Source organism: Paralcaligenes sp. KSB-10, from assembly GCF_021266465.1.
In the GTDB taxonomy this organism is placed as follows: Bacteria; Pseudomonadota; Gammaproteobacteria; order Burkholderiales; family Burkholderiaceae_B.
The window spans coordinates 4,247,011-4,271,745 of the sequence record NZ_CP089848.1 but is presented as its reverse complement, the minus strand read 5'-3'; the positions used below and the strand labels follow the sequence as shown (position 1 = coordinate 4,271,745).

Genomic DNA, 24,735 nt, shown 5'->3' with positions numbered 1-24,735 from the left:
AAATTAATCTCTCTTGCCCTTGCCGGGCCAAGCCAATTCATTTACTACAAATCATCGGAATCCGTATGATCACTGCCGTCTACCCCGGAACGTTCGACCCCCTTACCCGCGGTCACGAAGACCTGGTACGTCGCGCCGCCAGCTTGTTCGACCACGTTGTCGTGGGCGTAGCCCACAGCCACGCCAAAAAGCCGTTTTTCAGCCTTGAAGAGCGCGTTGAAATTGCCGAAGAAGTATTGGGCCATTACCCCAACGTCGAAGTCAAGAGCTTTGCCGGACTGCTCAAAGACTTTGTCCGCGAACAGGAAGGACGTGTCATTGTACGCGGCCTGCGCGCCGTTTCCGACTTCGAATACGAATTCCAGATGGCCGGCATGAACCGCCACCTGCTGCCCGAAGTCGAGACCCTGTTCATGACACCGTCCGATCAATACCAGTTCATTTCAGGCACGATCGTGCGTGAAATCGCCATTCTGGGCGGCGATGTCAGCAAATTTGTATTCCCTTCGGTAGAGCGCTGGCTGCACAGCAAGGCCAAGGCGCACCGCGCCGAGCAGGAACAGGGGTAGGCTCATTTCCAGGATCGGGCCGGCCTGCGCCCACCGCAGCGCACTGACACCGGCATTTCGGCAAGGGTAGACACCATGGCTTTGCGCATTACCGAGGAATGCATCAATTGCGATGTCTGCGAACCGCAGTGCCCGAACACGGCGATTTCACTAGGCCTGGAAATCTATGAAATCGACCCGAGCCTGTGCACCGAGTGCGTAGGGCATTTCGGCGAGCCGCAGTGCCAGGTCGTTTGCCCCGTCGAGTGCATTGAGATCGATCCTCAATGGCAGGAAGGCCAGGAAGCCCTGATGGCCAAATACCAGCGGATCACTCAGAAAAGCTGAACCATCAAGGCTGCCACAACACCTCGGGCGCATCGGGATGCACCTTGACCAGGCGGCTGGGCACCCCCAGGAAATTGGATATCCAGGCAGCGGCCAGATCGCCTTCATCGACCACGTCGACGCGCTGTTTGCCAATGGTGGCATGACGCCAGACGCTCTCGTCGTCTTCAATCACATCGAGCGGAATATCCATGCGCAGCATGCCCGGCGCGCGAATCACCAGATAGCCGAAGCGAATGGCCACGGCAACTTGCGCCAGCGAGGGGTGATCCCTTTGCGTGAGCCACCGGCCATCGGCGTCGACCACCAGCCATTGGCGGTCGTAGGGTGCGGCGTCGGGGTTATCGATGCCTGCACAGGCGTCGATGGGAAAATAAAGAGTAGGTGTCATTGACCCAGTAGTCCTTTCAATGCATTGCCAATACTTTTCACCGCATCCGACTTGCCGGACGGAGCGGGCGCGGCCGGCTTGGCCGCCTGCGGCAGGAGATCTTTGCCGACCTTGTTCGACAGCAGGTCCAGCAAGCCATCCTGCACGGCCTGTTTCACCGCCTTGCTGCCGATTTCCTTCCACTGGACCTGATACCCCAGTTTATCGAAAGGCCCTGAAATGCGGATGGGAATCGTCACGCCTTTGAGATCCGCCAGTTCTTTGCCGCCTTGCCCCACAATGGTATTGACCACGCGGACATTTGCCACGATGTCGGCCTGCTGGTTGACCAGGTCGATCGAGGCCGGAGTACCTTCGGATATTCGCAGCAAAGGCGATACTATGCTGAGTTTTTTAAGCGTCCCCTGGCCCTGATTGAACGCCAGGCTGGCATCGAGCGAGGTAAAGTCCGTTTGCCGCCCGGCATCGAACTTCGCCGCCACGTCGGGAACCTGGCCACTGAATACATTTTCCACGGCGCTGCTCACTTCGCGCAGGGTCTGGGAAATATTGATCCCCTTGACCGCGCCATCGCGTATCGTGGCCTGCACCGTGCCGGTCAGGCCCGCCTTCAGCGCCGCCGTCGTCGCACCCTGGGCATGCAGGTTCAGGGCGATATTTCCTGTTCCGGTGAGTCGACTGTCCTGGGACAGGCCCTGCAGCAAGTCGCCCACGGCCACCTTGTCGAGCGTCAGTTGCGCGGCCATCGAATTATGCACATCCGCGGAAAGCTTGCCGCTAAGTTTGCCCCCGTACAAATCGGCCGACAAGGGAGCGATCGTCAGCATCCCGTTCAACACTCGAACCCCGGCGCTGAACTGCCTGGCATCCAGTTGGCGCGCCCGAACGTGGCCCACCTTGATGTTGCCGTTTACATCCAGGGATCCGAGAGCCGACAGGTCGATGGCCTCGGATACCGCCGCGGGAACCGCGGGCGCCGCAGCCTTGGCCGGAGCACTGGGCGCGGCCGGTTTGGCGGCCTCGGCCGTCTTGCCATCCGCCGCGGGAGCGGCCGCGGCCTTGGCTTGAGTCGGCGGAAACAGCTTATTGAAATCCAGCGTGTCGGCCACCAGATCAAACGTTACTTTTGGATCGCGCAATTGCGTCGCCTTGACCTTGAAATCGAGTTTGCTGCCGCTCAGCACCGCATTGATCTCGCTGCTGATCTGGTCCTTGACCAGATCGGCGCGCAGGCTGCCGATCAGGGGAAACTCGAAACTGTCGCCAGCCAGGGAAGGGTCCGATATCTTGACATCGCCCTTGATGGCCGACAGGCCGCCATGATCCTTGATGGAGCTCCAGTTCGCAGGCGAGGAAATATTGAACTGAATCACGCGCTGCCCCTCTTTGAGCCCGCCTTCCACTTTCAATTCTTTAAGCGTCAGTTCCTGCGCATTGCCGCCTATGCCGCTAACGCCCAGCGCCAGGCCCAGCACCTTCTGGCCGGAGAGCTTAACCGTACCGGAGATCGCGTCCCCCTTGGCGGCCTCGGGCGAAATCGACAAATTGGGGGCATCGACGGCAATGTCGAAATTTTGCGTAGGCAAGACCCCTTTGGCACGCAGGGCCAGCTTTTCGAGCTTGAGCTCGGATTGACTCCGGTCGACCTTGAGTTGAGGAACCGACAGGCTGGCATCAAGATTCTTGATCGGCTGCTTGCCGTCCACCGCGCCCTGCACGGCCAGTTCAAGATTGCTGGCCGTGAACATTTGCGAATAAGCGCTATACGCCAGATTGCCCTTCAGGCTGACTGTCTTGGCCTGCAGCGAATCCAGCATGCCCGAGACCTGCAGGCTCAGCTTTTGCGCCGAGTACGTCTGCTGTTCGGGATTGATTTTAACGACTGCCTGCCCTTCAATATTGGCGTCTGCAACGGGAGACACGCCAATCAGCTTGCCTTTCAAGGCCACGTCGAAGGGCTGATCGAAAGTCATGCGGCCGGTGTTGACTTCGAGTTTTTCCACTCGCGCCCGCGAGCCGGTTTTGACATCGCGAAAATGAATCTCGCCGTTTTTCAGGTCGAGCCCGGCAATATCAATCTGAAAGTCGGCGCGCGAGGCTTCGTGATTGGTCAGCACTGAGGGGCGCCCTGGAGGCTTGGCGTCGCCGCTTGTCCCGGGCGCCGCGTCTGTCGCCGGTTCGGCGGACAGCGAGCTTCCCATCAGATCCTGGAAATTGAATTGCCCCAGCCGATTGCGCACGACCCATCCCTTGAAACCCGAAACGGCCACATGGTCTACCACCAATCGATTCGACATCAGGGGCCAGATGGCCACCGCAAAACGGGCGCTGTCGATCGACGCAAACGTATTTGTGCTTTCCCTGTCGGACAAGGACACGCCCTGCAGCGACAGGCCTATGCGCGGAAACAGCGACAACTTGATATCACCCTTGATGGCCAAAGTGCGGTGGTACCGGTTGTACACAATTTCTTCGAGCTTGTTCTTGTATGCATTCGGATCGAAGGTCAGCAGGAAAATCGCCAGGCCCACCAGCGCGACAATTACCACGACCACCAATCCAACAAGCCCACGTTTGAACCAAACTTTCATTTCCGGCCTCAAAAACCTCGGGAAAACCCCCGAAACTGCCCTAGCAAGGCAATACGTTGAATGCTAACCCAAGTGCTTTGGATTTTTCAGGCTTCTCCGGATTTTTCTGGCTGAAACCTTGCAAAGTGTTATGCAAGCCTATTTTTAACAGTTTTTATATTCAACCGTTATAACAATATGGGACAAAGGTCTGTGCCACTTTACGCTTTCCCCGGTACGATAGGGCTTCTTGCCCCCCTGCCAATCTCGAGTCAAACCACGGAAAGCAAAAAACATGAAACTTGAAACGCTTGCCATTCATGCCGGCTACCAGCCCGACCCCACCACCAAGGCGGTCGCGGTGCCCATTTACCAGACCACGTCCTACGCCTTCGACAGCACCCAGCACGGCGCCGATCTGTTCGACCTGAAGGTTGCGGGCAATATATATACGCGCATCATGAACCCCACCAACGCGGTGCTGGAAGAACGCGTTGCGGCTCTCGAAGGGGGTGTGGCGGCACTCGCCGTGGCATCAGGCATGGCCGCCGTCACGTACGCCATCCAGACCATCGCCCAGGCGGGCGACAATATCGTCTCGGTCAGCAAGCTCTATGGCGGCACCTACAATTTATTTGCACATACCTTTCCGCGCCAGGGCATTACCGTGAAATTCGCCCCGCATAACGACGTGGCGGCGCTTGAAGCCCTGATCGACGAAAACACCAAGGCGGTATTTTGCGAGTCGATAGGCAATCCAGCGGGAAACATCATCGATATCCAGGCCTTTGCCGATGCCGCACACCGTCACGGCGTACCGCTGATCGTCGACAACACCGTTGCCTCCCCCGCCATTTGCCGGCCGTTCGAGCATGGCGCCGACATCATCGTACATGCGCTTACCAAATACATGGGCGGCCACGGCACGACCATCGCCGGCGCGGTCGTCGATTCGGGCAAATTCCCCTGGGCCGAGCACAAGGCCCGCTTCCCCATGCTGAACGAACCCGACCCATCCTATCACGGCGTGGTGTATACCGAGGCATTCGGCCCGGCGGCATTCATAGGCCGCTGCCGCGTGGTGCCGCTGCGCAATACCGGCGCGGCGCTCTCGCCATTCAACGCCTTTCTTATCCTGCAGGGAATCGAAACGCTACCCCTGCGCATGGAGCGCCACACCGAAAATGCGCTCAAGGTGGCCGCCTACCTGGCCAAACATGCGCAAGTATCGTGGGTCAAGTATGCCGGCCTGAGCGATCACCCCGAACATGGCCTGGCGAAAAAATACATGGACGGCAAACCCGCCAGCATCATGTCGTTCGGCATCAAGGGCGGCAGCGCCGCGGGCGCCCGATTCATCGATGCCCTGAAGCTCGTAGTGCGCCTGGTGAATATCGGCGATGCGAAATCCCTGGCCTGCCATCCCGCCTCGACCACGCACCGGCAGCTCAGCCCCGAAGAACTCGCCAAAGCGGGCGTGGGGGAAGATATGATCCGACTGTCGATTGGCCTTGAGCACATCGACGACATTCTGGCCGATCTGGAACAGGCCCTGAGCGCCAGCAAAGACTAAGCTTCAGGAACGACGGCCATGCCGAACCGGCCGCCTTTCCTGGCAAGCGGGTATCGCTTACAGTTTGCCGAGCAAGCCCGACAGGGAGCCCATGAGCGACGAGGTATCAAGGCCACCCTGCGCGCCCGGCTCGACGCTGCCGTTAGGCGTCGCGTGATCGACCAGATGCGGCAGCAAGGTGCTGAGGTTGCTCAATACCGAACTGGTGTCCTGGCCGGAGCTTTGCGCCAGGTTATTGACCATATCGTCGCCCAGCACGGCATGCAGCTGGTCGCCCGACACAGGCTGATTCGCGCCGGTGCCGACCCAGGAAGACACGACGCCGCCCAGACCGCCCTGTTCGAATTTCTGGACAAGCGCGGGCAAGCCGCCCGGATAGTTATTGACTTGTTCGAGCAAGGCGGGCAGCAATGCCGCCTGACCGCCTGCCTGGGGGTTTCCGCCACTGACAGCAGAAAGAACCGAATCCAGAAGTCCCATGATAATCTCCTTAATATGGTCAGTAAGTCTAGCAAATATACGCGCCGGACATTGCAAATAATTGTCAGTCAGTTCGAGTATAGTAAGCCTCATTAAATAATACGGGAAGCTGGAGAGTCTTCATGCAAATAGGAATTCCGCGCGAAAGCCAGCCAGGAGAAACGCGCGTTGCCGCCACTCCGGAAACGGTCAAAAAATATATAGGCGGCAAGCATACAGTCATTGTCGAGCATGGCGCGGGCGCGGCGGCCCACTACCCCGACGAAGCCTATGCCAACGTCGGCGCCACGCTGGGCAGCGCGGAGCAGGCGCTCGGGGCCGAGCTCGTGCTCAAGGTGCGCTCGCCCAACGAAGCTGAACGCCTGCACATGAAAGCCAACACGGTACTGGTCGGCATGCTCGACCCCTTCGATCAAGCGGGCCTGGCGGCGCTGGCCAGTACCGGCCTGACCGCCTTCGCTCTCGAAGCCGCGCCGCGCATCACGCGCGCGCAAAGCCTCGACGTCCTGTCCTCGCAAGCCAATCTGGCCGGCTACAAGGCCGTGCTGCTGGCGGCCAATCAGTACGGACGCCTGTTCCCCATGATGATGACGGCGGCCGGCACGCTCAAGGCGGCGCGCGCCGTCGTCCTGGGTGCGGGCGTGGCCGGCCTGCAGGCCATCGCCACCGCCAAGCGCCTGGGCGCCGTGGTCGAGGCGTCCGACGTGCGGCCCGCCGCCAAAGAACAGATCGAGTCGCTGGGCGCGAAATTCATCGACGTGCCCTTCGAAACCGATGAAGAGCGCGAAATAGCCCAGGGTGTGGGCGGCTATGCCCGGCCCATGCCGGCGGCCTGGATGGCCCGCCAGGCCGCGCTGGTATCGGAACGCTGCAAACAGGCCGATATCGTCATCAGCACCGCGCTGATTCCCGGGCGGCCGGCACCTGTGCTCATTACCGAAGACACCGTCAAGGCCATGAAGCCGGGCTCGGTCATTGTCGACCTGGCCGTCGAGCGCGGCGGCAACTGCCCCTTGTCCGAAAAAGACAAAATCGTAGAAAAGCACGGGGTCAGCCTGATCGGCTACAGCAACCTGCCGGCCCTGGTTGCCACCGATGCTTCGGCGCTCTATGCCCGCAATATTCTCGACTTCATGAAGCTGATCACGAACGCCGAGGGCGAGCTGGCCATACAGCACGAAGACGAAATCATTACCGCCTGCCTGATGTGCACCGGCGGCAACGTATTAAGGAGCGCCTGATGGAAGCGGTCAATCCCACCCTGATCAACTTTATTATCTTCGTGCTGGCCATCTACGTCGGCTACCACGTGGTCTGGAACGTCACACCCGCCCTGCATACGCCGCTCATGGCCGTCACCAACGCCATCTCGGCCATCGTCATCGTGGGCGCCATGCTGGCCGCGGCACTGACCGAAGGCGGGTTGGCGCGATTCATGGGCGTATTTGCCGTCACCCTGGCGGCCGTCAATGTCTTTGGCGGTTTCCTGGTCACTCGGCGCATGCTGGAAATGTTCAAGAAAAAAGAGAAGAAAACCGCGGGAGGGCAATCATGATTTCTGCCAATCTCGTCACCCTTTTCTACCTTATCGCTTCAATCTGCTTCATACAGGCGCTCAAAGGCCTGTCCCATCCCACCACCTCCCGGCGCGGCAATCTGTTCGGCATGATAGGCATGGCCATTGCCGTGATCACGACCGCCTTGCTGATCGTCGGCCTGGCCAGCGACGGCAAGGCCGGCATCGGTCTGGGCTGGGTCGTGCTGGGCTTGCTCATAGGCGGCAGCTTCGGCACCGTCCTGGCCAAGCGCGTCGAAATGACCAAAATGCCCGAACTCGTGGCATTCATGCACAGCATGATAGGCCTGGCCGCCGTGGCCATCGCCGTAGCCGTCGTGGCCGAACCGCATGCCTTCAATATCGCCGCCCCCGGAGACCCCATACCCGTGGGCAACCGGCTTGAACTGTTCATCGGCACCTTCGTGGGCGCCATCACGTTTTCCGGCTCGGTCATTGCCTTCGGCAAGCTGGCCGGCAAATACAAATTCAGACTGTTCCAGGGGGCCCCCGTGGTGTTCCCGGGCCAGCATTTCGTCAACCTGGCGCTGGCTATTGCCATGCTGGGCTGCGGGTTCTGGTTCATGGGCACGCAATTGTGGCTGCCCTTTATCATCATGGCCCTGCTCGCCTTCGTATTGGGAGTGCTGATCATCATCCCCATCGGCGGCGCCGACATGCCTGTCGTGGTATCCATGCTCAACAGCTACTCGGGCTGGGCCGCGGCCGGCATCGGTTTTTCGCTCAACAACCCCATGCTGATCATCGCCGGTTCGCTGGTCGGCTCATCGGGCGCGATCCTGTCGTACATCATGTGCAAGGCCATGAACCGCTCGTTCTTCAATGTCATATTGGGCGGTTTCGGCACGGCGCCCGGCACGGCGCAAAGCGCCAGCCAGGCCCAGCGCAATGTCAAATCCGGCAGCCCCGAAGACGCGGCCTTCCTAATGAGCAATGCCGAATCCGTCACCATCGTCCCCGGCTACGGCCTGGCGGTCGCGCGAGCCCAGCATGCTCTCAAGGAGCTCGCCGAGAAACTCGGCGAGCAAGGGGTCGTCGTCAAATACGCCATACATCCGGTGGCCGGCCGTATGCCGGGCCACATGAATGTCTTGCTGGCCGAAGCCGAGGTACCCTACGACCAGGTCTTCGAAATGGACGACATCAACGGCGAATTCGGCCAGACCGACGTGGTGCTGGTGCTGGGTGCGAACGATGTCGTGAACCCCGCCGCCAAGAACGATCCGCAATCGCCCATCGCCGGCATGCCCATACTCGAGGCCTACAAGGCCCGTACCGTCATCGTCAACAAACGTTCGATGGCGGCCGGCTATGCGGGGCTCGACAATGAACTGTTCTATATGGATAAAACCATGATGGTCTTCGGCGACGCCAAGAAAGTCATCGAAGATATGGTCAAGGCAATCGAATAAAACGGCCAAAGAGGCAGTTTTATTCGATAGACGAGACGTTTTTAATCGTTTATGCTTCGTGTTGCTGTTTACATTTGTTACAACATCTGATGCCTATCGACCCCCGCTTCGCCGCCGAAGACCCCAGCCCCTTCCTCGTGACGTCGCCACGGGAAATCGTGTCGCTGCTGCGCTCGCTCGAAAAAGAGCGGGCGCTCCTCCAGATGCACATTCCAGGCAGGCCGGTATCGGTCATTACCACCATTCTCGAGCTGGACGAACGCAAGAACATCGTCGTGGTCGACAACTCCCGGGAAGACGTCATCAACCAGCGCATGATCAGCGCCGAAAAGGTTTCGTTTGAAACGGCGCTGCACAAGATCCGCATCCTGTTTTCCACGCCGAAAGTCACCGCCGGCCGGCACGGGCAGCAATCGGCCCTGATGTTCGGCATCCCCACCGAGCTTACCCGCCTGCAGCGGCGCGACTACTATCGGGTGGACGTCCCGCTGAGCAATCCAACCCTGTGCTCCTTTCCGCTGCCCGGCAATGTCGATACCCCCCGCATTTCCCTGACCCTCGAAGACCTCAGTTGCGGCGGCATGCTTGTGGTGGACAACGACCAGGTCCTGGACTGTACCATCGGCACCCTGTATACCGGCTGCCGGCTCCAATTGCCGGACAACGAGATCCTGACCGTCACGGCCCAGGTCAAGCGCAATCTCGATGAAACCTTGTCAAACGACAGGAAAACCCATCGCGTCGGGTTTTCCTTCGTCGACCTGTCCAACACCTCGCTGATTGCCTTGCAGCGCCATATCGGCAAAATCGAGCGCAAACTGACTGCCCGGAACAAAGGGCTCGACTAATTCGGGCTGCGCGTACCGACCGGCGCCGCATCATGTTCCATTACCGAACCTGATCCCCTGCGCCAAAGGCAATGCGCGCGAATAATTTACGGTGTTGGTGGCGCGGCGCATATATGCTTTCCAGGCGTCGGAACCCGACTCGCGCCCGCCGCCGGTTTCCTTCTCGCCCCCGAACGCTCCGCCAATCTCGGCTCCCGATGTCCCGATATTGACATTGGCAATGCCGCAATCGGATCCCGCACTCGACATGAACCTTTCCGCCTCGCGCAGATCGGTGGTGAAAATGGCCGACGACAGGCCCTGGGGAACGCCATTGTGCAGGCGAATGGCATCCTCGAACGGCTCGTATCTGAGCACGTATAAAATCGGCGCGAAGGTTTCCTGGCACACCACATCGCTTTGTTCGGGTATCTCGACAATGGCGGGTTCCACGTAATAGGCGTCGGGGTACCGGCTGGCGAGCACACGGCCGCCGCCGAATACAAGCCCTTGCTGCTGCCTGGCCCGGTCAAGCGCGGCCTGCATGGCCAGGAAAGCCGGGCGATCGACTAGGGGACCGACCAGCGTTTGCGTATCCAGCGGATCGCCTATGCGGGCGCCCGCATACGACTGCTTCAGGCGTTCCAGCAAATCGTCGGCAACACCGCGATGCACAATCAGGCGACGTGTGCTGGTGCAACGCTGCCCTGCCGTGCCGATGGCGCCAAACAAAATCCCCTGAGCCGCCATGTCCAGATCGGCCGACGGCGTGACGATGACCGCATTGTTTCCCCCCAGTTCAAGCAGCGACCGCCCCAGGCGCGCCGCAACACGCTGGCCCACCTGGCGCCCCATTCGGGTCGAACCCGTTGCAGAAACCAGGGCGACCCGCCTGTCGTCGACCAGTGCTTCGCCCGCCTCGCGATCGCCTATCACCAGCTCGGACAAACCGGGCGGCGCATCGCTGAATTTTTCCATGGCGCGCCGGAACAAGGACTGGCAGGCCATGGCCGTCAACGGTGTCTTTTCCGAAGGCTTCCAGACGACCGCATCGCCGCACACAATCGCCAAGGCCATATTCCACGACCACACGGCAACCGGAAAATTAAAAGCGGAAATAACACCCACTACCCCCAAGGGGTGCCAAGTTTCCATCATGCGATGGCCCGGCCGCTCCGAAGCAATCGTCAAGCCATACAACTGGCGCGACAGGCCCGCCGCAAAGTCGCAAATATCGATCATCTCCTGGACCTCGCCCGCACCCTCGGCAAGAATCTTTCCCGTCTCGACCGATACCAGGCGACCCAGCGTATTTTTATGGGCTCTCAGTTCTTTGCCAAACAGGCGAATCAGCTCGCCGCGGCGCGGCGCCGGCACATCACGCCAGGCCCGGTACGCGGCTTCGGCGCGTTCAATCGCCGCGGAGACTTGAGCCGCCGTATGGACCTGAACCCGGGCCAGCACGGCGCCGTCGATGGGCGAGTGCACGGCCAAGGGACCGCCGGTCAAATCGTGCGGGGCCACGCCCATGGCATCAAGCAATTCCGAGTTTGTCATAGTGACCTCTCTATGCAGTCGAACGGCCCTGGGCGCCATGTGCGCCTGGGCGAAGACACTGCGCAAGTATGGAACCCGCTTACAGAAAAATTGCGGCAATCCCTGAAAATTCTGGAACAATAGTAGCAGTCAAGCCGAAGGTTTACGATATGCCGCGCGAACAGTTCGACGTCATCATTGCCGGAGGTGCCGCCGTCGGCAGCGCCTGCGCCTACTTCCTGACGGCCCATCCGGACTTCAAAGGCTCGGTGCTGGTCGTCGAGAAAGATTTCAGCTATCGGCGTTGCGCCACCAGCCTTTCCGCCGCATCCATACGCCATCAGTTTTCCACTCCCGAAAATATCCGGATGTCTCAGTTCGGAACAGAGTTCCTGCGCCATTTCGGCCAACGCCTCGCCGTGGACGGCGTGCGGCCCGAGGCCGGCTTCCATGAAGGCGGCTATCTGTTCCTGGCGACGGCGGCGGGCCTGGATGCCCTCAACGAAAACCACCGCACCCAACGTGCACTCGGCGTCGATGCAGCCTTGCTGAATCCGGAGCAGCTTGCGGCCCGTTTCCCCTGGATGCGAACCGACGGCCTCGCCGCGGGCTCCTTGGGCCTGTCGGGCGAAGGCTGGCTGGATGCGTACGGCATGATGCAGGGCTTCAGGAAAAAAGCGATATCCCAGGGCGCGCACTACAGGGAAAACGAAGTCGTGCAGGTGCAGCGCAAGGGGCGCCGCATCACCGGCGTCGGGCTCGACAACGGCGAGGCCCTGCGGTGTGGCGTACTGATCAATGCGGCGGGGACCGGCGGCCCGCAACTCGGCCGCCTGGCCGGGATCGACCTGCCGGTAGAGGCCCGCAAGCGCTGCATTTTTTACTTCCAATGCCCGAACCCGGTAGCGCCTTGCCCGCTGGTCATAGACCCGAGCGGCGCGTACTTCCGGCCCGAAGGCGCAGGCTTCATAGGTGGGATCGCGCCCGCCGACGATCCGCAATGCATCGACTTCGAGGTCCAGTATGAACTCTTCGAAGAGGTGCTGTGGCCGCTGCTTGCAGCCCGCGTACCGGCATTCGAAGCCATACGCTGCACCCATGGCTGGGCCGGCCATTACGATATGAACACACTGGACCACAACCTTATTATCGGCGCTCATCCGGACATTGAAAACCTGCTGTTCGCCAACGGCTTCAGCGGCCATGGACTGCAGCAGGCCCCCGCCGTCGGGCGGGCCCTGTCCGAACTGGTACTGTTCAACGGCTTTCGCACGCTGGACCTGACGCGCATGGGATGGTCGCGTATATTGGATAACACCCCGATCATCGAAAAGAACGTGGTGTGAACAGGGCGACGTGACGCTGCCGCGCATCGCGGGATACACTGCCTTTATCCTCCGTGTACTACCGTGTTCCATGCGTAAAGGCCCCATGAGCGTCAATGCAACTACCCTTTTCGATGCCGGGCAGACCGCCGGGCTGCTCGACTTTTCCCATCTCGTCGAAGCGCTCAAAACAGCCGCCATCGACTACGGGCGCGGCCTCATCATCGCGCCCGAACGCCAGGTCGTGCCTTTCCCGCGCGGCGGCCTCATGCTCTCCATGCCGGCAACCGCCGACGACATCGGCATACACAAGCTGGTCAACGTGACTCCGTCGAACCGGGCTCTGAACTTGCCCACCATCAATGGCCTGGTGTCGGCCTACAACGGAAAAACCGGCCAGGAACTGTTCGTGCTGGACGGCCCTGCCGTGACCGCCCGCCGCACCGCGGCCATTTCAATGCTCGCGCTTAAAACCTTTCTCGATCGAGCTCCTGCGCGCATCGCCCTGATCGGCACAGGCAAACAGGCTTCGGGACACGCCCAGGCCATCGCGGCGCTGTTTCCGGGCATTGCGCTGCTCGTCGCCGGCCGCAGCCTCGACAGCGCCGGCGCCTTTGTCCGGGCGCACGAAAACCTGGACCTGCGGTTCACCCCGGGTATCGTCTCGTCCATTCCACAAGATGTCGATGCGGTAATCACCGCCACCAGCAGCAAGACGCCTGTGTACGGCGAACCGGCCCGTGCCGGACGCCTGGTGATCGGAGTAGGAGCCTTTGAGGCTGATTCCGCCGAAATCGCCGCCGAAACGGTCCTGGGCAGCCAGATCTACGTCGACGACCCGGCCGGGGCCCGTCACGAAGCAGGAGACCTCATTCTGGCGCAAGCGGCCTGGAATCGGGTCATGCCCTTGTCCGAGGCACTGCTCAATGGAGTCGACTTCGGGCGGGCGCTGCTGTTCAAAAGCGTAGGTTGCGCCGCCTGGGATCTGGCCGCCGCACGCTGCGCGCAGGCGGCCCTTGGCCTGTAAATCGCGCGGCATGGCCAGTTTATATATTCTATAAAAGAATATCAGAATACTTAAATTTCATTATTTTTTATACCTCCAGGCAGATACACTACAAAAAAACAGTCCTATTGGTGGAGTCGACATGGTTAACACGCCCTTGCCCAAATCTCGCGCGGCAAAGCCCCCCGCGGCCGTTCCCCTGTTGCGCTGTTTTGTGGACGGCGCTTGGGTTGATACAGGAAAAAGCTTCGACAATATCAATCCGGTCAACGGCCAACTGATCAGTCATGTGTGCGAGGCCGGCCAGGACACGGTCAATGCCGCCATCAGCGCCGCCAACCGCGCCGCCCAGGGCAGCTGGAAACACAGCACAGTGTCCGAGCGAGCCGCTTTCCTGCACTGCATCGCCGATGGCATAGAACAGCGCTTCGACGATTTCGTCGCGGCCGAAGTTGCCGATACGGGGCGCCCTGTCCATCAGGCGCGCACGCTCGACGTTGCACGCGGCATCGCCAATTTCCGTACCTTTGCCGACCTGATCAAAACCAGCTCGAGCGATCTGTTCCAGAGCGACGGCCCCGACGGCGCCAAAATCATGAGCTACGTCATACGCAAGCCGCTGGGCACCATAGGCATCATTTCGCCCTGGAACCTGCCGTTGCTGCTCCTGACCTGGAAAGTCGCGCCGGCCCTGGCCATGGGGAATTGCGTCATTGCCAAGCCCTCGGAAGAAACCCCCTCGTCTGCCACATTGCTGGCCGAAGTCATACAGGCCGCCGGCCTGCCCAATGGTGTCTTCAATCTGATCCACGGTTTCGGGCCCGACTCGGCGGGACAATTCCTGAGCACCAGCCCGCATATCGACGCCATCACCTTTACAGGCGAATCCCGCACCGGCAGCACCATTATGAAAGCCGCCGCCGAAGGAGTGAAAGAAGTCTCGTTCGAGTTGGGCGGCAAGAATGCCGCGGTGGTATTTGCCGATGCCGATTTCGAGGCCGCCATTGCCGGTGTCATGAAATCGAGCTTTACCAATTCCGGGCAGGTCTGCCTGTGTTCCGAACGCGTTTATGTAGAGCGCCCTATTTTTGACCGCTTCGTGGCCGCACTGAAAAGCCGGACCGAACAGTTGCGCGTCGATTTCCCCGATGCCGAGGGCGTGGACATGGGTCCGCTGGTATCACACGCCCATCGCGACAAGGTGCTGTCTTATTACAAGCTGGCCCGCGACGAAGGCGCCACCGTCGTAAGCGGAGGCGGCGTGCCGGTCTTCGGCGACGAGCGCGACCAGGGCGCCTATGTACAGCCCACCATCATCACCGGCCTGCCCGACACCGCCCGCTGCGTGCGCGAGGAAATCTTCGGCCCCATCTGCCACATTTCTCCTTTCGACACCGAAGCCGAAGTCATAGAGCGTGTCAACGACAGCGCCTACGGCCTGGCCGGCTGCGTCTGGACCACCAATCTGTCTCGCGCTCATCGGGTTTCCAGCCAGTTCGAAACCGGCATCGTGTGGGTCAATACCTGGTTCACACGCGATTTGCGCACTCCGTTCGGCGGAGCAAAACTGTCGGGGCTGGGCCGCGAAGGCGGCCGCTATTCCCTGGACTTCTATTCGGAAATCAGCACCATCTGCATGAAGCTTTGATGCGCCAACCATTCATTACAGGAAGATCATGAGCAATCCGATACAAGCCCGCGTCGTCGAAGGCAAAGCCACACCCCGCGGCAAATTCCCTCATATCAAGCGCGCCGGCGATTTCCTGTTTGTCTCGGGCACCAGTTCGCGGCGTCCCGACAATACCTTTGCCGGAGCCCAGGCCGATGCCATGGGCACGACTCAGCTCGACATCCGAGTCCAGACCCGCGCGGTCATCGAAAACATCCGCGACATACTCGATAGCGAAGGCGCTGGCCTGGAGCACCTGGTCGAGATCTCGGCCTTCCTGGTCAATATGAACGATTTCGGCGGCTATAACGAAGTCTACGGCGAGTTTTTTTCGGCCGATGGCCCGACCCGCACCACGGTCGCCGTGCACCAGTTGCCCCATCCGCATCTGCTCATCGAAATGAAGGCTATCGCCTACTTGCCCAAATAAAGAATTACGGAGGACGCCATGCTTGCTTACGGAAAACCTTTCAACTTCGCACGCTGGATCGACGAACACGCCCATCTTTTAAAGCCCCCTGTCGGCAATCAGCAAATCTGGCAGGACAGCGACTTTATCGTTACGGTAGTGGGCGGCCCCAATCACCGCACCGACTATCACGATGACCCTTTCGAAGAGTTCTTTTACCAGATGCGGGGCAATGCCTACCTGTATCTATGGATCGACGGCGCCCGTGAACGGCTCGATCTAAAGGAAGGCGACATCTTCCTGATGCCGCCCCATGTCCGTCACTCGCCGCAAAGGCCGGAAGCCAACAGCGCCTGCCTGGTCATCGAGCGCCAACGCCCCCTCGGCCATATCGACGGCTTCGAATGGTACTGCGAAGGCGACAAAGGCTGCGGGCACCTGGTGCATCGTGTGGAAACCCAGTTGCAAAGCATCGTGACCGATCTGCCTCCGCTCTTTAATGCGTTCTACCAGTCCGAGGAAAAAAGGCGTTGCCCCAACTGCGGCAAGCTGCATCCCGGGAAAGGAAACTGAGCCGCAACGACGCCGGGCCAGCCACCATCGATCCATCTCACTGAACAGCTATCCAATACGCCGACACAGTCCATGAAAAAAATAGACATGCATTCCCATTTTTTCCCGCCCATCAGTCAGGCGCAGGCCGCGGCGCTGGACGCCGCGCAAGCGCCCTGGCTGTCCATTTCCAGCGACGGCGAGCATGGTCACATCATGAAAGGCGATCGATCCTTCCGGCCGGTCTACCGGGCCTTGTGGGACGCCAGTCTGCGGCTTGAAGAAATGGACCGTCACGGTCTGGATGCACAGGTCATTTCGGCCACGCCCATCATGTTCGGCTACAGCCATGCGGCCGACCACGCCGCTCCGTGGGCCGAACGCATGAACGATCTGGCGCTGGAACATTGCGCGGCCAACCCGAAGCGCCTCAAGGCCCTGGCCCAGGTACCTTTGCAGGATCTCGACCTCGCCTGCCGCGAGGCCTCTCGCGCCAAGGCCTGCGGCCATGTGGGCGTGCAGATCGGCAACCACCTGGGCGAGCGCGACCTCGATGACGAGCATCTGGTGCAGTTCCTGACGCATTGCGCCCTCAACGACATTGCGGTGCTGGCCCATCCCTGGGACATGATGACCGACGGCCGCATGAAAAAATGGATGCTGCCCTGGCTGGTGGCCATGCCGGCGGAAACCCAGTTGGGAATCCTGTCGCTGATTTTGTCTGGGGCGCTGGAACGCATACCAAAATCGCTCAAGCTATGCTTCGCCCATGGCGGCGGCAGCTTTGCCTTTTTGCTGGGACGTGTCGACAACGCCTGGCAATGCCGCGACATCGTACGCCAGGACTGCCCCCAGCCACCCTCCAGCTACCTGAACCGTTTCTACGTAGACAGCGCCGTCTTCGATCCGCGCGCGCTGCGCCTGCTTGTCGAGGTAATGGGCTCGGATCGCGTCATGCTGGGGTCGGACTACCCATTCCCCCTGGGCGAACAGCAAATAGGCAAGCTGGTCGCCGACAACGAATGGCTAAATGCCGCCGATCGTGAGAAAATCAACAGTCTCAACGCACAAGAGTTTTTTGGTTTCGAAGCCTAGTAGCGGGGCGGCGAGGTCCGCCCGGCGCCAAGCGGCAATGCAGTCCGGCCAGCCTATTCACACCACCCTGACATATCGACGCCGCTCATGGACCCGCTACTTCTAAATCGTACCGCGCTGGCCCGCAAGCTGCGTTTTTCGCAGTTGCTGGTGCTGGAACAGGTAATGCAAAGCAGGTCGATACTGCACGCTGCCCAGGCGCTCAATCTGACACAGCCGGCAGTCAGCAAGGTTGTTCTCGAACTGGAGGCCTGGTTCGGAGAACCGCTGCTGGTGCGCAGCAACCGCGGCGTTGCTCCCACCGAATTCGGCGAGCTCATTGGGCGCCGCGCCAAAACCCTGCTGGCCGAGCTCCGTGCCATGACCGACGAACTCAATGCCTACAAAACCGGTGTGCTGGGCCACGTCATCATCGGAACCCTTATTGCCGCCTCGTCATCCTTGCTGCCCCACGCCATTGCGCGGCTCAAGGCACAGGCCCCGCAAGTCATCGTAACGCTGCGCGTAGGGCAAATGGATCAACTGCTGCCCATACTCGCCACCGGCGATCTCGACCTGGTGGTGGGGCGTATTCCCGATGATCAGAGCTGGCGCGCCTCGGCCCAGACAGTGGCGGCCGAGACACTGTATCGCGATGAATTGTGCGTCGTGGCCGGCCGCCAGCACCCCCAGGCCAAAAAGAAAGCCCTGGGCCTGCACGATCTGGCGGGCTGCCCCTGGATTCTACCCACTACAGATTCATCGTTGCGCAAAACCGCCGACCGGCTTTTCGCGCAGGCCGGCTTGCCGCCACCCGACAATCTGGTCGAGTCGATGTCCGTCCTGACCAACTTGACGCTATTGTCCGACTTCAAGACCTGCGCATTCATGCCGCGCACCATTGCAATGCCGTTTGTCGAGTCCGGCATGTTGAGCGTACTGCCGGTAAAAGGCCTGGATGTGTTCGGCGACATCGGCTTCTTTCATCGGCCGAGCCACAGCCAGGGTCCGGCGGTCGAGCTATTCAAAACCTGCCTGCGCGAAGCGGTACGCGAAGTAATCTGAGACCCGGCGGCTCATACATCCGCTACGGCGGAGACCGACTTTGCCGCCGAGATCCCGGCCATTTCTTCTTCGAAGAAACAGATTCCGTTCTTTCCCGCCCGCTTGGCCCGATACATGGCGATATCCGCTTGCGACATCAATTGCGAACTGGAAACCGACAAACCGCTGTGCAAGGCAATGCCGATCGAAGCACTCAGCCTGAACGTTTTGCCGTCTATGATGTAAGGCTCGCAGATCGCCGCCAGGCATTGGCGCGCCACACTCCCGGCGCCGGCGCGCGCCTCGTCGATATTGACGAGATCGGTCATCAGAATCACAAACTCGTCGCCGCCCAGGCGCGCCACAGTATCGAGGCGCCGGCGCCCTTCCAGCAAACGGGTGGCAACCTGGACGAGCACGGCATCGCCCACATTGTGCCCGTGGTCGTCATTGATGGGCTTGAAGTAATCGAGATCGAAAAACAAAAGCGCAAAACACGAATTATTGCGGCCGGCTCGTGCCAAGGCTTGCAGCAGGCGGTCTTCCAGAATCACCCGGTTGTACAGGCCAGTCAGCGAGTCGTGGTGCGCAAGGAATTCCATGCTCGCCTCGTTCGCCCTGAGCGCGGTTTCTTTCTCGCGAAGGCGACCCACCAGATAGTTGAACCCCAGCACCAGGCCGCCAATTTCGTCGGCCCGCTGAACCGGCAAAGGCTCCAGCTCGCGTTTGCCGTCGGCCATTTGCCGCATCGCGTGCGCTGTTTCGGTCAGGGGCCGCAATATGCGCGGCATGACCAGCAGCAACGCAGCCAGCATGACCAGCAAAGCCACAAAACTGCCTTTCACCACCATGCCGCGCAGGACTTCGATCGGTTGAAAGGCTTCTGTCGTCGGCATGCGGGCGACCACGAACCAGCCTGTGCTGGGCACACTGACCATGGCCGACAATTCCTTGACGCCATGGGCATTGATGGTAACGCCAGTGCCTCGGTAGCCCGCCATGGCACGGTCGTGCAGCAGGTTGACGCCGGGCGGCGGAGTGGGCGTGAGCATCATGGAAGGATCGCTGGAGCCGACAAACAGCTTGTCGGCCGGTGAAATCAGCAGAAAGCCGCCCGTCGTGCCCAAGCGGGTTTCCTTAAGCCGCCCAAGGAAACCCGGCCCGTCCAGCGCCGTGACGCCCGCCAGCACCGCCACGACACGATGGTCGGCATCGCGCACCGGCGTCGCCATAATGATAATGGGCTGTCCATTCGCCGGATCGCGCTGCGGCCGGCTCATCACCGGCGCATCGGCCACAAGTGCCGCCTGAAACCATTTTTCGCCGAAAAAAACGTGCTGTGATTGTCCACCCAGGGCGGGATAGGCAGCCAGTACCCCGCCGTCCGGCCGTATCGCCCGCAGCCCGCTGAACAAGGGGTTCAAACGCTCCCGATCCTTGAACCACGCGGCGAGTTCATCCGGGCGCTGCACAAGGGAAAGCGGGACGACCGCGGCAAGTTCGCTGATCAGCGAACGGCGTTCGACCACGCGCTGATTGATATCGCTTGCAATATAGGATGCGATCGACAATTGCTGGGCGGCGACCAGGTCGCGCAATTGTTCTTGCGCAAACGGCAAGCCGACAGCAAGCCGCAAAATAAGGCCCAGAATAACCAGCACCGCACCCAGGGCGATGAGACGGAATTTCATACTTTGGAAATTCATGGTTGCGCCATCATACCCATACGGGGAATCGCCCCTCAGATAATTATTTATGCGTGCAGGATCCCGATAAGTTGCTTATCGTGCCTTCGTCCCAGGCAAATGTCAACGGGGGCCATTGCATAGGCCGCGAAAAACCCCTGCCAGGCGCGCACCCGGCACTTGTTATGGAACAGCGCCGCGGGCCCGGGCGCTTGCAATAGTAGGCTTAAACGTTGAACAGGAAATTCAGCACGTCGCCGTCCTTGACCACGTATTCCTTGCCTTCGGAACGCATTTTGCCGGCCTCCTTGGCGCCCTGCTCGCCTTTGCAGGCAATGAAGTCGTCGTAGGCGATGGTCTGGGCGCGAATGAAGCCACGCTCGAAATCGGTATGGATCACGCCCGCCGCCTTCGGAGCCGTATCGCCGATATGAATGGTCCAGGCGCGCACTTCCTTGACGCCCGCGGTAAAGTAGGTTTGCAGGCCCAACAGGCGAAAACCCGCGCGTATCACGCGATTCAGGCCGGGCTCATCCATGCCGATATCGGCCAGGAACACGCCTTTGTCTTCATCGTCGAGATCGGCGATTTCGGCTTCCACCGCCGCGCATACCGCCACGACCGGCGCATTTTCAGCAGCGACATACTCTTGCACGGCCGTCAGATGGGGATTGTTCTCGAAGCCGCCTTCCTTGACGTTGGCCACATACATGGCCGGCTTGGCGGTAATAAAGCACAGGGGCTTGATCAGCAGCAAGTCATCGGCATCGAGCTTGAGAGAGCGAATGGGGCGGGCCTCGTCGAGCACCGGCATGATCTTTTCGAGCAAGGCCACCATTTTGATGGCGTCTTTGTCGCCCGCGCGCGCGGTTTTCTGGTAGCGATGCAGGGCTTTTTCGGCCGAAGCCAGGTCGGCCAGCGCCAACTCGGTATTGATGACGGCGATATCGGACAGCGGATCGATCTTGCCTGCAACGTGAATGACATTTTCATCTTCGAAGCAGCGCACCACATGCACAATGGCATCGGTTTCCCGGATATTGGCCAGGAATTGGTTGCCCAGGCCCTCGCCTTTGGATGCGCCCGCCACCAGGCCGGCGATATCGACGAACTCGACCACCGCGGGCAGGATGCGCTCGGGCTTGACGATGTCGGCCAAAGCCGACAGGCGCGCGTCGGGCACCTCGACCACGCCGACATTCGGCTCGATGGTGCAAAACGGATAGTTCTCAGCGGCAATGCCGGCCTTGGTCAAAGCGTTGAAGAGAGTGGATTTTCCGACGTTGGGTAAACCAACAATGCCGCATTGCAGAGCCATGAGTATCCTGAAATTTCTGAAAAACAAATAAAGAACAGCATTTTACGTGATGGGCACCAAATAGTCTGGTGCCTCCGGCCAGCGCAACCCTGCCGGCGCCAAACCTTCAGGTGAGCATTTGCGGAACCGTGTGCAACGCAATCCACACCACCAGCAGCGGGCCGCCGTTGAACAGGCCGTGCAGCAGCATCGAGGCGCCGATGCCGCGGCGAACCCGCAGCCACCCGAGTACCAGGCCTGTCAGCCATTGCGGCAATACCAGCAGGGGCATGAGCCAATACGGCGTGAGGTGGAGCGAGAAATTATTCAGATGGACACCCGCGAACAACACCGACGATGCATAAAAAACCCATGGAAAGCAGCGGCGATAACGAAGCCGCAGCCCCCAGGCCATGGGTCGACGCGCCCGCGCGAGCCAGTTCAGGCGCACGGGCGCATTGTTGCGGCCTTTCAAATACGGCAGCCAGCACAGCAACAATATGGCCGCCAGCAACAGTATGGTGCCCCAGCGCGGCCCCAGCACCAGCGCGACAACCGCCGCCGGCACCAGCCACAGGGCTTGTGCAATATGCCTCAAGCCATAGCGAAAAACCAGTTCCTCGACAATCGGCGCCCAGATCAGCGCCTGCAGCCACGGAATACGGTGTATATCGAGCCTGTGTCCGGCCCCTCCCAGGCTTGCCGCGGTCGCGGCAATGGGCCCCAGGACAAACAGGTTCACGACCCATAAAAAGGCCGCCCATTGCAGCAGGCGCCAAAACGACAAGCCTGGAAACCAGTCTTCCCACCAGCCATCGCTTGCCGCCCGCCCAGGCAGGCGCGGGGCAAAGCCCGGGCGTTTCAAAAACCGCCAGAACTCCCGAAACTCGTCTCGAAATCGCAATGCACGAGTTCCTTGGGCTTCAGCCACGATTGGCCTCGTGCAATTGGCTCATGGCCTGGGTGAATTCGCCCCGCAGCAAGGCCGGAGCAATTGCCCGGCAACGATCGATGACGCCTTCTATTTCGCTCAGCTCGTCGCGCCGCGGTGGATTGAGCACAAAGGCAGCTACCTGCTGGGCCAGCCCAAGAGTGCGCGGATGGCCTATCCCCACGCGCAAGCGCCAGAAGTCCGGGCTGCCGAAGGCCGATTGAATGTCGCGCAAACCATTGTGGCCGGCATGCCCCCCACCCTGCTTGAGCTTGACATTGCCCGGCAGCAGGTCCAGTTCGTCGTGCAATACCAGGACTTGCTCGGGCACGAGCTTGTAAAAGCGCATGAGCGCGCCCGCCGCTTGGCCGGAACGATTCATAAAGGTCATGGGCTTGGCCAGGATGACGGCCTCGCCTTCGAAACGGGCCTTGGCCACTGAAGCGGAAAAAGCCTTCTCAAGCGCAAAACCGGCCTTCAAGTCATCGGCCAGATGATCTGCCAGCCAGAAGCCCGCGTTATGACGCGTGGTTTCATACTCGGGGCCGGGATTACCCAGGCCAATAATCAGGCGTATAGGAAGTGTCATAAGCGGCAGGCAAAGCGGACAAAATACAGCAAGGATTCAAAGACGGATCAAAGCAAAACCCCTGCCAGCCACGCTGAGCAGGGGTTTGCGCCAAACCGGGAGTTTGGCATGCGGCACCGGGCTTTATTCGACCGGCTTGTCGGCGGCAGGAGCTTCAGCGGCCGGAGCTGCATCGTCTGAGCTGTCGCTACCCGCTTTGAGGTGCGCCGCGGCCAGGGCCGGGTTGGCATCGCTGCCATGCGGCACATAGACCACGCCCTTGGGCAAGGTAATGTCGGACAAGTGCAGAATCGCGCCGCCCAGGAGCTGGCCGAGGTCGACTTCGATGAACTGGGGCAGGTTCGCAGGCAGGCAAGTGATTTCAAGCTCGGTCACGACATGGCTGACAATGGCTCCGCTAAGCTTGACGGCAGGCGACAGCTCGGCATTGACGAAGTGCAAGGGCACTTTGGTGTGCAGGGCTTGCGTCGCATCGACACGCTGGAAGTCGACGTGCAGGACCTGCTGCTTGTAGGGGTGCCATTGCACAGAGCGCAACAATACCTGTTCGGTTTTACCGCCCAGATCCATCGTCAGAATCGATGCGTGAAACGATTCTTTGCGCAGGGCATGATAGATTTCATTGTGGTCGAGCTCGATGCTCAGAGGCTGGGCAGTACCGCCGTAGACAATGGCGGGAACACGGCCAGCGTGGCGCAGGCGGCGGCTCGCACTCGTACCCTGTTCGCTACGCGAAGTGGCGTTGAATTTCATGGAAAAACTCCAAATGACAGTGGGCTTGAAGCCCGATTAAAAAACGCGGCGTGAATCACGCTGCGAGGAACCGCTATCTGCCGCGACCAGCAGACAGCGAATAGGTTTAATCGACGAACAGGGAACTGACTGATTCGGCGTTGGAAATACGTAAAATGGTTTCACCCAGCAACGAAGCGCACGACAGTTGGCGAATCTTGCCGCAGTCGCGCCCGGCGTCCGACAATGGAATCGAATCGGTCACCACCAGCTCGTCGATTTCCGAAGCGGCTATACGCCCGACCGCCTCGCCCGACAGGACGGGGTGGGTGCAATAGGCATAGACCGACAGGGCGCCACGTTCTTTAAGAGCCTGCGCAGCCTTGCACAGAGTGCCGGCGGTATCGACCATGTCGTCCATGATGATGCAATTGCGGCCATCGACCTCGCCAATAATGTTCATGACTTCGGACACGTTGGCGCGCGGACGGCGCTTGTCGATAATGGCCAGATCGACCTCGAGCTGCTTGGCCAGGGCCCGGGCCCGCACCACACCGCCGATATCGGGCGAAACCACCACCAGATTGCTATAGTTGCGACGCCAGATGTCGCCCAGCAAAATAGGCCCCGCATAGACGTTATCGACGGGAATATCGAAAAAGCCCTGAATCTGGTCGGCGTGCAGATCCATGGTCATGACGCGATCGACACCCACCACCTGCAACATATTGGCGACGACCTTGGCCGAAATCGAGACACGAGCCGAGCGCGGCCGGCGATCCTGGCGGGCATAGCCGAAATAAGGAATCGCGGCGGTAATGCGGCCTGCCGAGGCACGGCGCAATGCATCGACCATGACCATGATTTCCATCAGGTTGTCGTTAGTCGGAGCGCACGTGGGCTGCAGCACGAAAACGTCTTTGCCGCGGACATTTTCATTGATTTCAACCATGACCTCCCCGTCGGAGAAGCGGCCTACGGTCATCTTCCCGAGGGACATATCGAGATGATTGACCACATCGACTGCCAAGCGAGTGTTGGCAGTGCCTGTAAAAATCATGAATCTGTCGTTTGTCATGATGGACGGTAGAGATTCCGTGGCGTTAAACAACAAAGCTGTTGACCAGCACCCCACCCGGGGCCGACTCAACAGCTTCATGT

General features: G+C 60.2%; 24 protein-coding genes. 14 read left to right on the top strand and 10 right to left on the bottom strand.

What is annotated here, in order from left to right; genetic code table 11:
* The first annotated feature begins 65 nt into the window (after window positions 1-65).
* Both coaD and LSG25_RS19505 read left to right on the top strand, forming a co-directional pair.
* On the top strand, window positions 66-569 hold the full coding sequence (gene coaD, locus LSG25_RS19510) for a pantetheine-phosphate adenylyltransferase (RefSeq protein WP_232742522.1): 504 nt from the start codon (window positions 66-68) through the stop codon (window positions 567-569).
* 75 nt (window positions 570-644) lie between these two features.
* A complete protein-coding gene (locus tag LSG25_RS19505; protein WP_232742521.1) occupies window positions 645-896 on the top strand; it encodes a YfhL family 4Fe-4S dicluster ferredoxin in 252 nt (83 codons plus the stop codon).
* Window positions 897-900: 4 nt separating this feature from the next.
* Here the strand turns inward: LSG25_RS19505 and LSG25_RS19500 are convergent, their stop codons facing one another.
* Together LSG25_RS19500 and LSG25_RS19495 are read right to left on the bottom strand one after the other, a co-directional pair.
* The gene (locus tag LSG25_RS19500; RefSeq protein ID WP_232742520.1) at window positions 901-1,287 is read right to left on the bottom strand and encodes an MOSC N-terminal beta barrel domain-containing protein; all 387 of its coding nucleotides are present in this window, start codon (window positions 1,285-1,287) and stop codon (window positions 901-903) included.
* Window positions 1,284-3,878, bottom strand: a complete 2,595-nt coding sequence (locus LSG25_RS19495; protein ID WP_232742519.1) for an AsmA family protein — start codon at window positions 3,876-3,878, stop codon at window positions 1,284-1,286. Before LSG25_RS19495 ends, LSG25_RS19500 begins: the two co-directional genes overlap by 4 nt.
* 274 nt (window positions 3,879-4,152) lie before the next feature.
* Here LSG25_RS19495 and LSG25_RS19490 point away from each other — a divergent pair, with 274 nt between their 5' ends.
* A complete protein-coding gene (locus tag LSG25_RS19490) occupies window positions 4,153-5,430 on the top strand; it encodes a bifunctional O-acetylhomoserine aminocarboxypropyltransferase/cysteine synthase (RefSeq protein WP_232742518.1) in 1,278 nt (425 codons plus the stop codon).
* A gap of 57 nt (window positions 5,431-5,487) precedes the next feature.
* On the opposite strand, the gene LSG25_RS19485 is transcribed toward LSG25_RS19490, so the two are convergent.
* Window positions 5,488-5,910, bottom strand: coding sequence for a YidB family protein (locus LSG25_RS19485; RefSeq protein ID WP_232742517.1), 423 nt, complete (start codon window positions 5,908-5,910; stop codon window positions 5,488-5,490).
* A gap of 122 nt (window positions 5,911-6,032) precedes the next feature.
* Here LSG25_RS19485 and LSG25_RS19480 point away from each other — a divergent pair, with 122 nt between their 5' ends.
* The 4 genes from LSG25_RS19480 to LSG25_RS19465 all read left to right on the top strand — a co-directional run bounded on the left by LSG25_RS19480 (window position 6,033) and on the right by LSG25_RS19465 (window position 9,746).
* Window positions 6,033-7,151 carry a Re/Si-specific NAD(P)(+) transhydrogenase subunit alpha gene (locus LSG25_RS19480; RefSeq protein ID WP_232742516.1) on the top strand — a complete coding sequence of 373 codons (1,119 nt, stop codon included), beginning with the start codon at window positions 6,033-6,035 and terminating at the stop codon, window positions 7,149-7,151.
* Complete coding sequence (locus LSG25_RS19475; RefSeq protein ID WP_232742515.1) at window positions 7,151-7,465, top strand: NAD(P) transhydrogenase subunit alpha; 315 nt, start codon at window positions 7,151-7,153, stop codon at window positions 7,463-7,465. Before LSG25_RS19480 ends, LSG25_RS19475 begins: the two co-directional genes overlap by 1 nt.
* Window positions 7,462-8,898: an NAD(P)(+) transhydrogenase (Re/Si-specific) subunit beta gene (locus LSG25_RS19470; RefSeq protein WP_232742514.1), complete on the top strand. Its 1,437-nt coding sequence runs from the start codon at window positions 7,462-7,464 to the stop codon at window positions 8,896-8,898. The genes LSG25_RS19475 and LSG25_RS19470 overlap by 4 nt, the downstream gene beginning before the upstream one ends.
* Before the next feature lie 89 nt (window positions 8,899-8,987).
* Window positions 8,988-9,746 (top strand): flagellar brake protein, encoded by a 759-nt coding sequence (locus tag LSG25_RS19465; RefSeq protein WP_232742513.1) that lies wholly within the window; start codon window positions 8,988-8,990, stop codon window positions 9,744-9,746.
* A gap of 30 nt (window positions 9,747-9,776) precedes the next feature.
* Here LSG25_RS19465 and LSG25_RS19460 read toward each other — a convergent pair whose 3' ends face one another.
* Complete coding sequence (locus LSG25_RS19460) at window positions 9,777-11,282, bottom strand: aldehyde dehydrogenase family protein (protein WP_232742512.1); 1,506 nt, start codon at window positions 11,280-11,282, stop codon at window positions 9,777-9,779.
* Between the two features lie 149 nt (window positions 11,283-11,431).
* On the opposite strand from LSG25_RS19460, the gene LSG25_RS19455 reads away from it, so the two are divergent.
* The 7 genes from LSG25_RS19455 (at window position 11,432) to LSG25_RS19425 (ending at window position 18,361) form a co-directional block, all read left to right on the top strand.
* Window positions 11,432-12,607 (top strand): FAD-binding oxidoreductase, encoded by a 1,176-nt coding sequence (locus LSG25_RS19455; RefSeq protein WP_232742511.1) that lies wholly within the window; start codon window positions 11,432-11,434, stop codon window positions 12,605-12,607.
* Between the two features lie 85 nt (window positions 12,608-12,692).
* The gene (gene lhpI, locus LSG25_RS19450; protein ID WP_232742510.1) at window positions 12,693-13,613 is read left to right on the top strand and encodes a bifunctional Delta(1)-pyrroline-2-carboxylate/Delta(1)-piperideine-2-carboxylate reductase; all 921 of its coding nucleotides are present in this window, start codon (window positions 12,693-12,695) and stop codon (window positions 13,611-13,613) included.
* Window positions 13,614-13,734: 121 nt separating this feature from the next.
* Window positions 13,735-15,240: a 2-hydroxymuconic semialdehyde dehydrogenase gene (locus LSG25_RS19445; RefSeq protein WP_232742509.1), complete on the top strand. Its 1,506-nt coding sequence runs from the start codon at window positions 13,735-13,737 to the stop codon at window positions 15,238-15,240.
* A gap of 28 nt (window positions 15,241-15,268) precedes the next feature.
* Window positions 15,269-15,691, top strand: a complete 423-nt coding sequence (locus LSG25_RS19440) for a RidA family protein (RefSeq protein WP_232742508.1) — start codon at window positions 15,269-15,271, stop codon at window positions 15,689-15,691.
* A gap of 18 nt (window positions 15,692-15,709) precedes the next feature.
* The gene (locus LSG25_RS19435; protein ID WP_232742507.1) at window positions 15,710-16,243 is read left to right on the top strand and encodes a 3-hydroxyanthranilate 3,4-dioxygenase; all 534 of its coding nucleotides are present in this window, start codon (window positions 15,710-15,712) and stop codon (window positions 16,241-16,243) included.
* Window positions 16,244-16,315: 72 nt separating this feature from the next.
* A complete protein-coding gene (locus tag LSG25_RS19430) occupies window positions 16,316-17,317 on the top strand; it encodes an amidohydrolase family protein (RefSeq protein ID WP_232742506.1) in 1,002 nt (333 codons plus the stop codon).
* A gap of 87 nt (window positions 17,318-17,404) precedes the next feature.
* On the top strand, window positions 17,405-18,361 hold the full coding sequence (locus tag LSG25_RS19425; RefSeq protein WP_232742505.1) for a LysR family transcriptional regulator: 957 nt from the start codon (window positions 17,405-17,407) through the stop codon (window positions 18,359-18,361).
* 11 nt (window positions 18,362-18,372) lie between these two features.
* Here LSG25_RS19425 and LSG25_RS19420 read toward each other — a convergent pair whose 3' ends face one another.
* From LSG25_RS19420 to LSG25_RS19395, 6 genes are all read right to left on the bottom strand, one after another.
* A complete protein-coding gene (locus tag LSG25_RS19420) occupies window positions 18,373-20,046 on the bottom strand; it encodes a GGDEF domain-containing protein (protein WP_232742504.1) in 1,674 nt (557 codons plus the stop codon).
* A 205-nt stretch (window positions 20,047-20,251) separates the two neighbouring features.
* Window positions 20,252-21,343, bottom strand: a complete 1,092-nt coding sequence (ychF, locus tag LSG25_RS19415; protein WP_232742503.1) for a redox-regulated ATPase YchF — start codon at window positions 21,341-21,343, stop codon at window positions 20,252-20,254.
* A 106-nt stretch (window positions 21,344-21,449) separates the two neighbouring features.
* Entirely contained in the window at window positions 21,450-22,256 is an 807-nt protein-coding gene (locus tag LSG25_RS19410; RefSeq protein ID WP_370636025.1) for a type II CAAX prenyl endopeptidase Rce1 family protein, read from the bottom strand.
* Window positions 22,246-22,842 carry an aminoacyl-tRNA hydrolase gene (gene pth, locus LSG25_RS19405; RefSeq protein WP_232742501.1) on the bottom strand — a complete coding sequence of 199 codons (597 nt, stop codon included), beginning with the start codon at window positions 22,840-22,842 and terminating at the stop codon, window positions 22,246-22,248. The genes LSG25_RS19410 and pth overlap by 11 nt, the downstream gene beginning before the upstream one ends.
* 123 nt (window positions 22,843-22,965) lie before the next feature.
* Window positions 22,966-23,595 (bottom strand): 50S ribosomal protein L25/general stress protein Ctc, encoded by a 630-nt coding sequence (locus tag LSG25_RS19400; protein ID WP_232742500.1) that lies wholly within the window; start codon window positions 23,593-23,595, stop codon window positions 22,966-22,968.
* 106 nt (window positions 23,596-23,701) lie between these two features.
* Window positions 23,702-24,652 carry a ribose-phosphate pyrophosphokinase gene (locus LSG25_RS19395; protein ID WP_232742499.1) on the bottom strand — a complete coding sequence of 317 codons (951 nt, stop codon included), beginning with the start codon at window positions 24,650-24,652 and terminating at the stop codon, window positions 23,702-23,704.
* Between the last annotated feature and the right edge of the window lie 83 nt (window positions 24,653-24,735).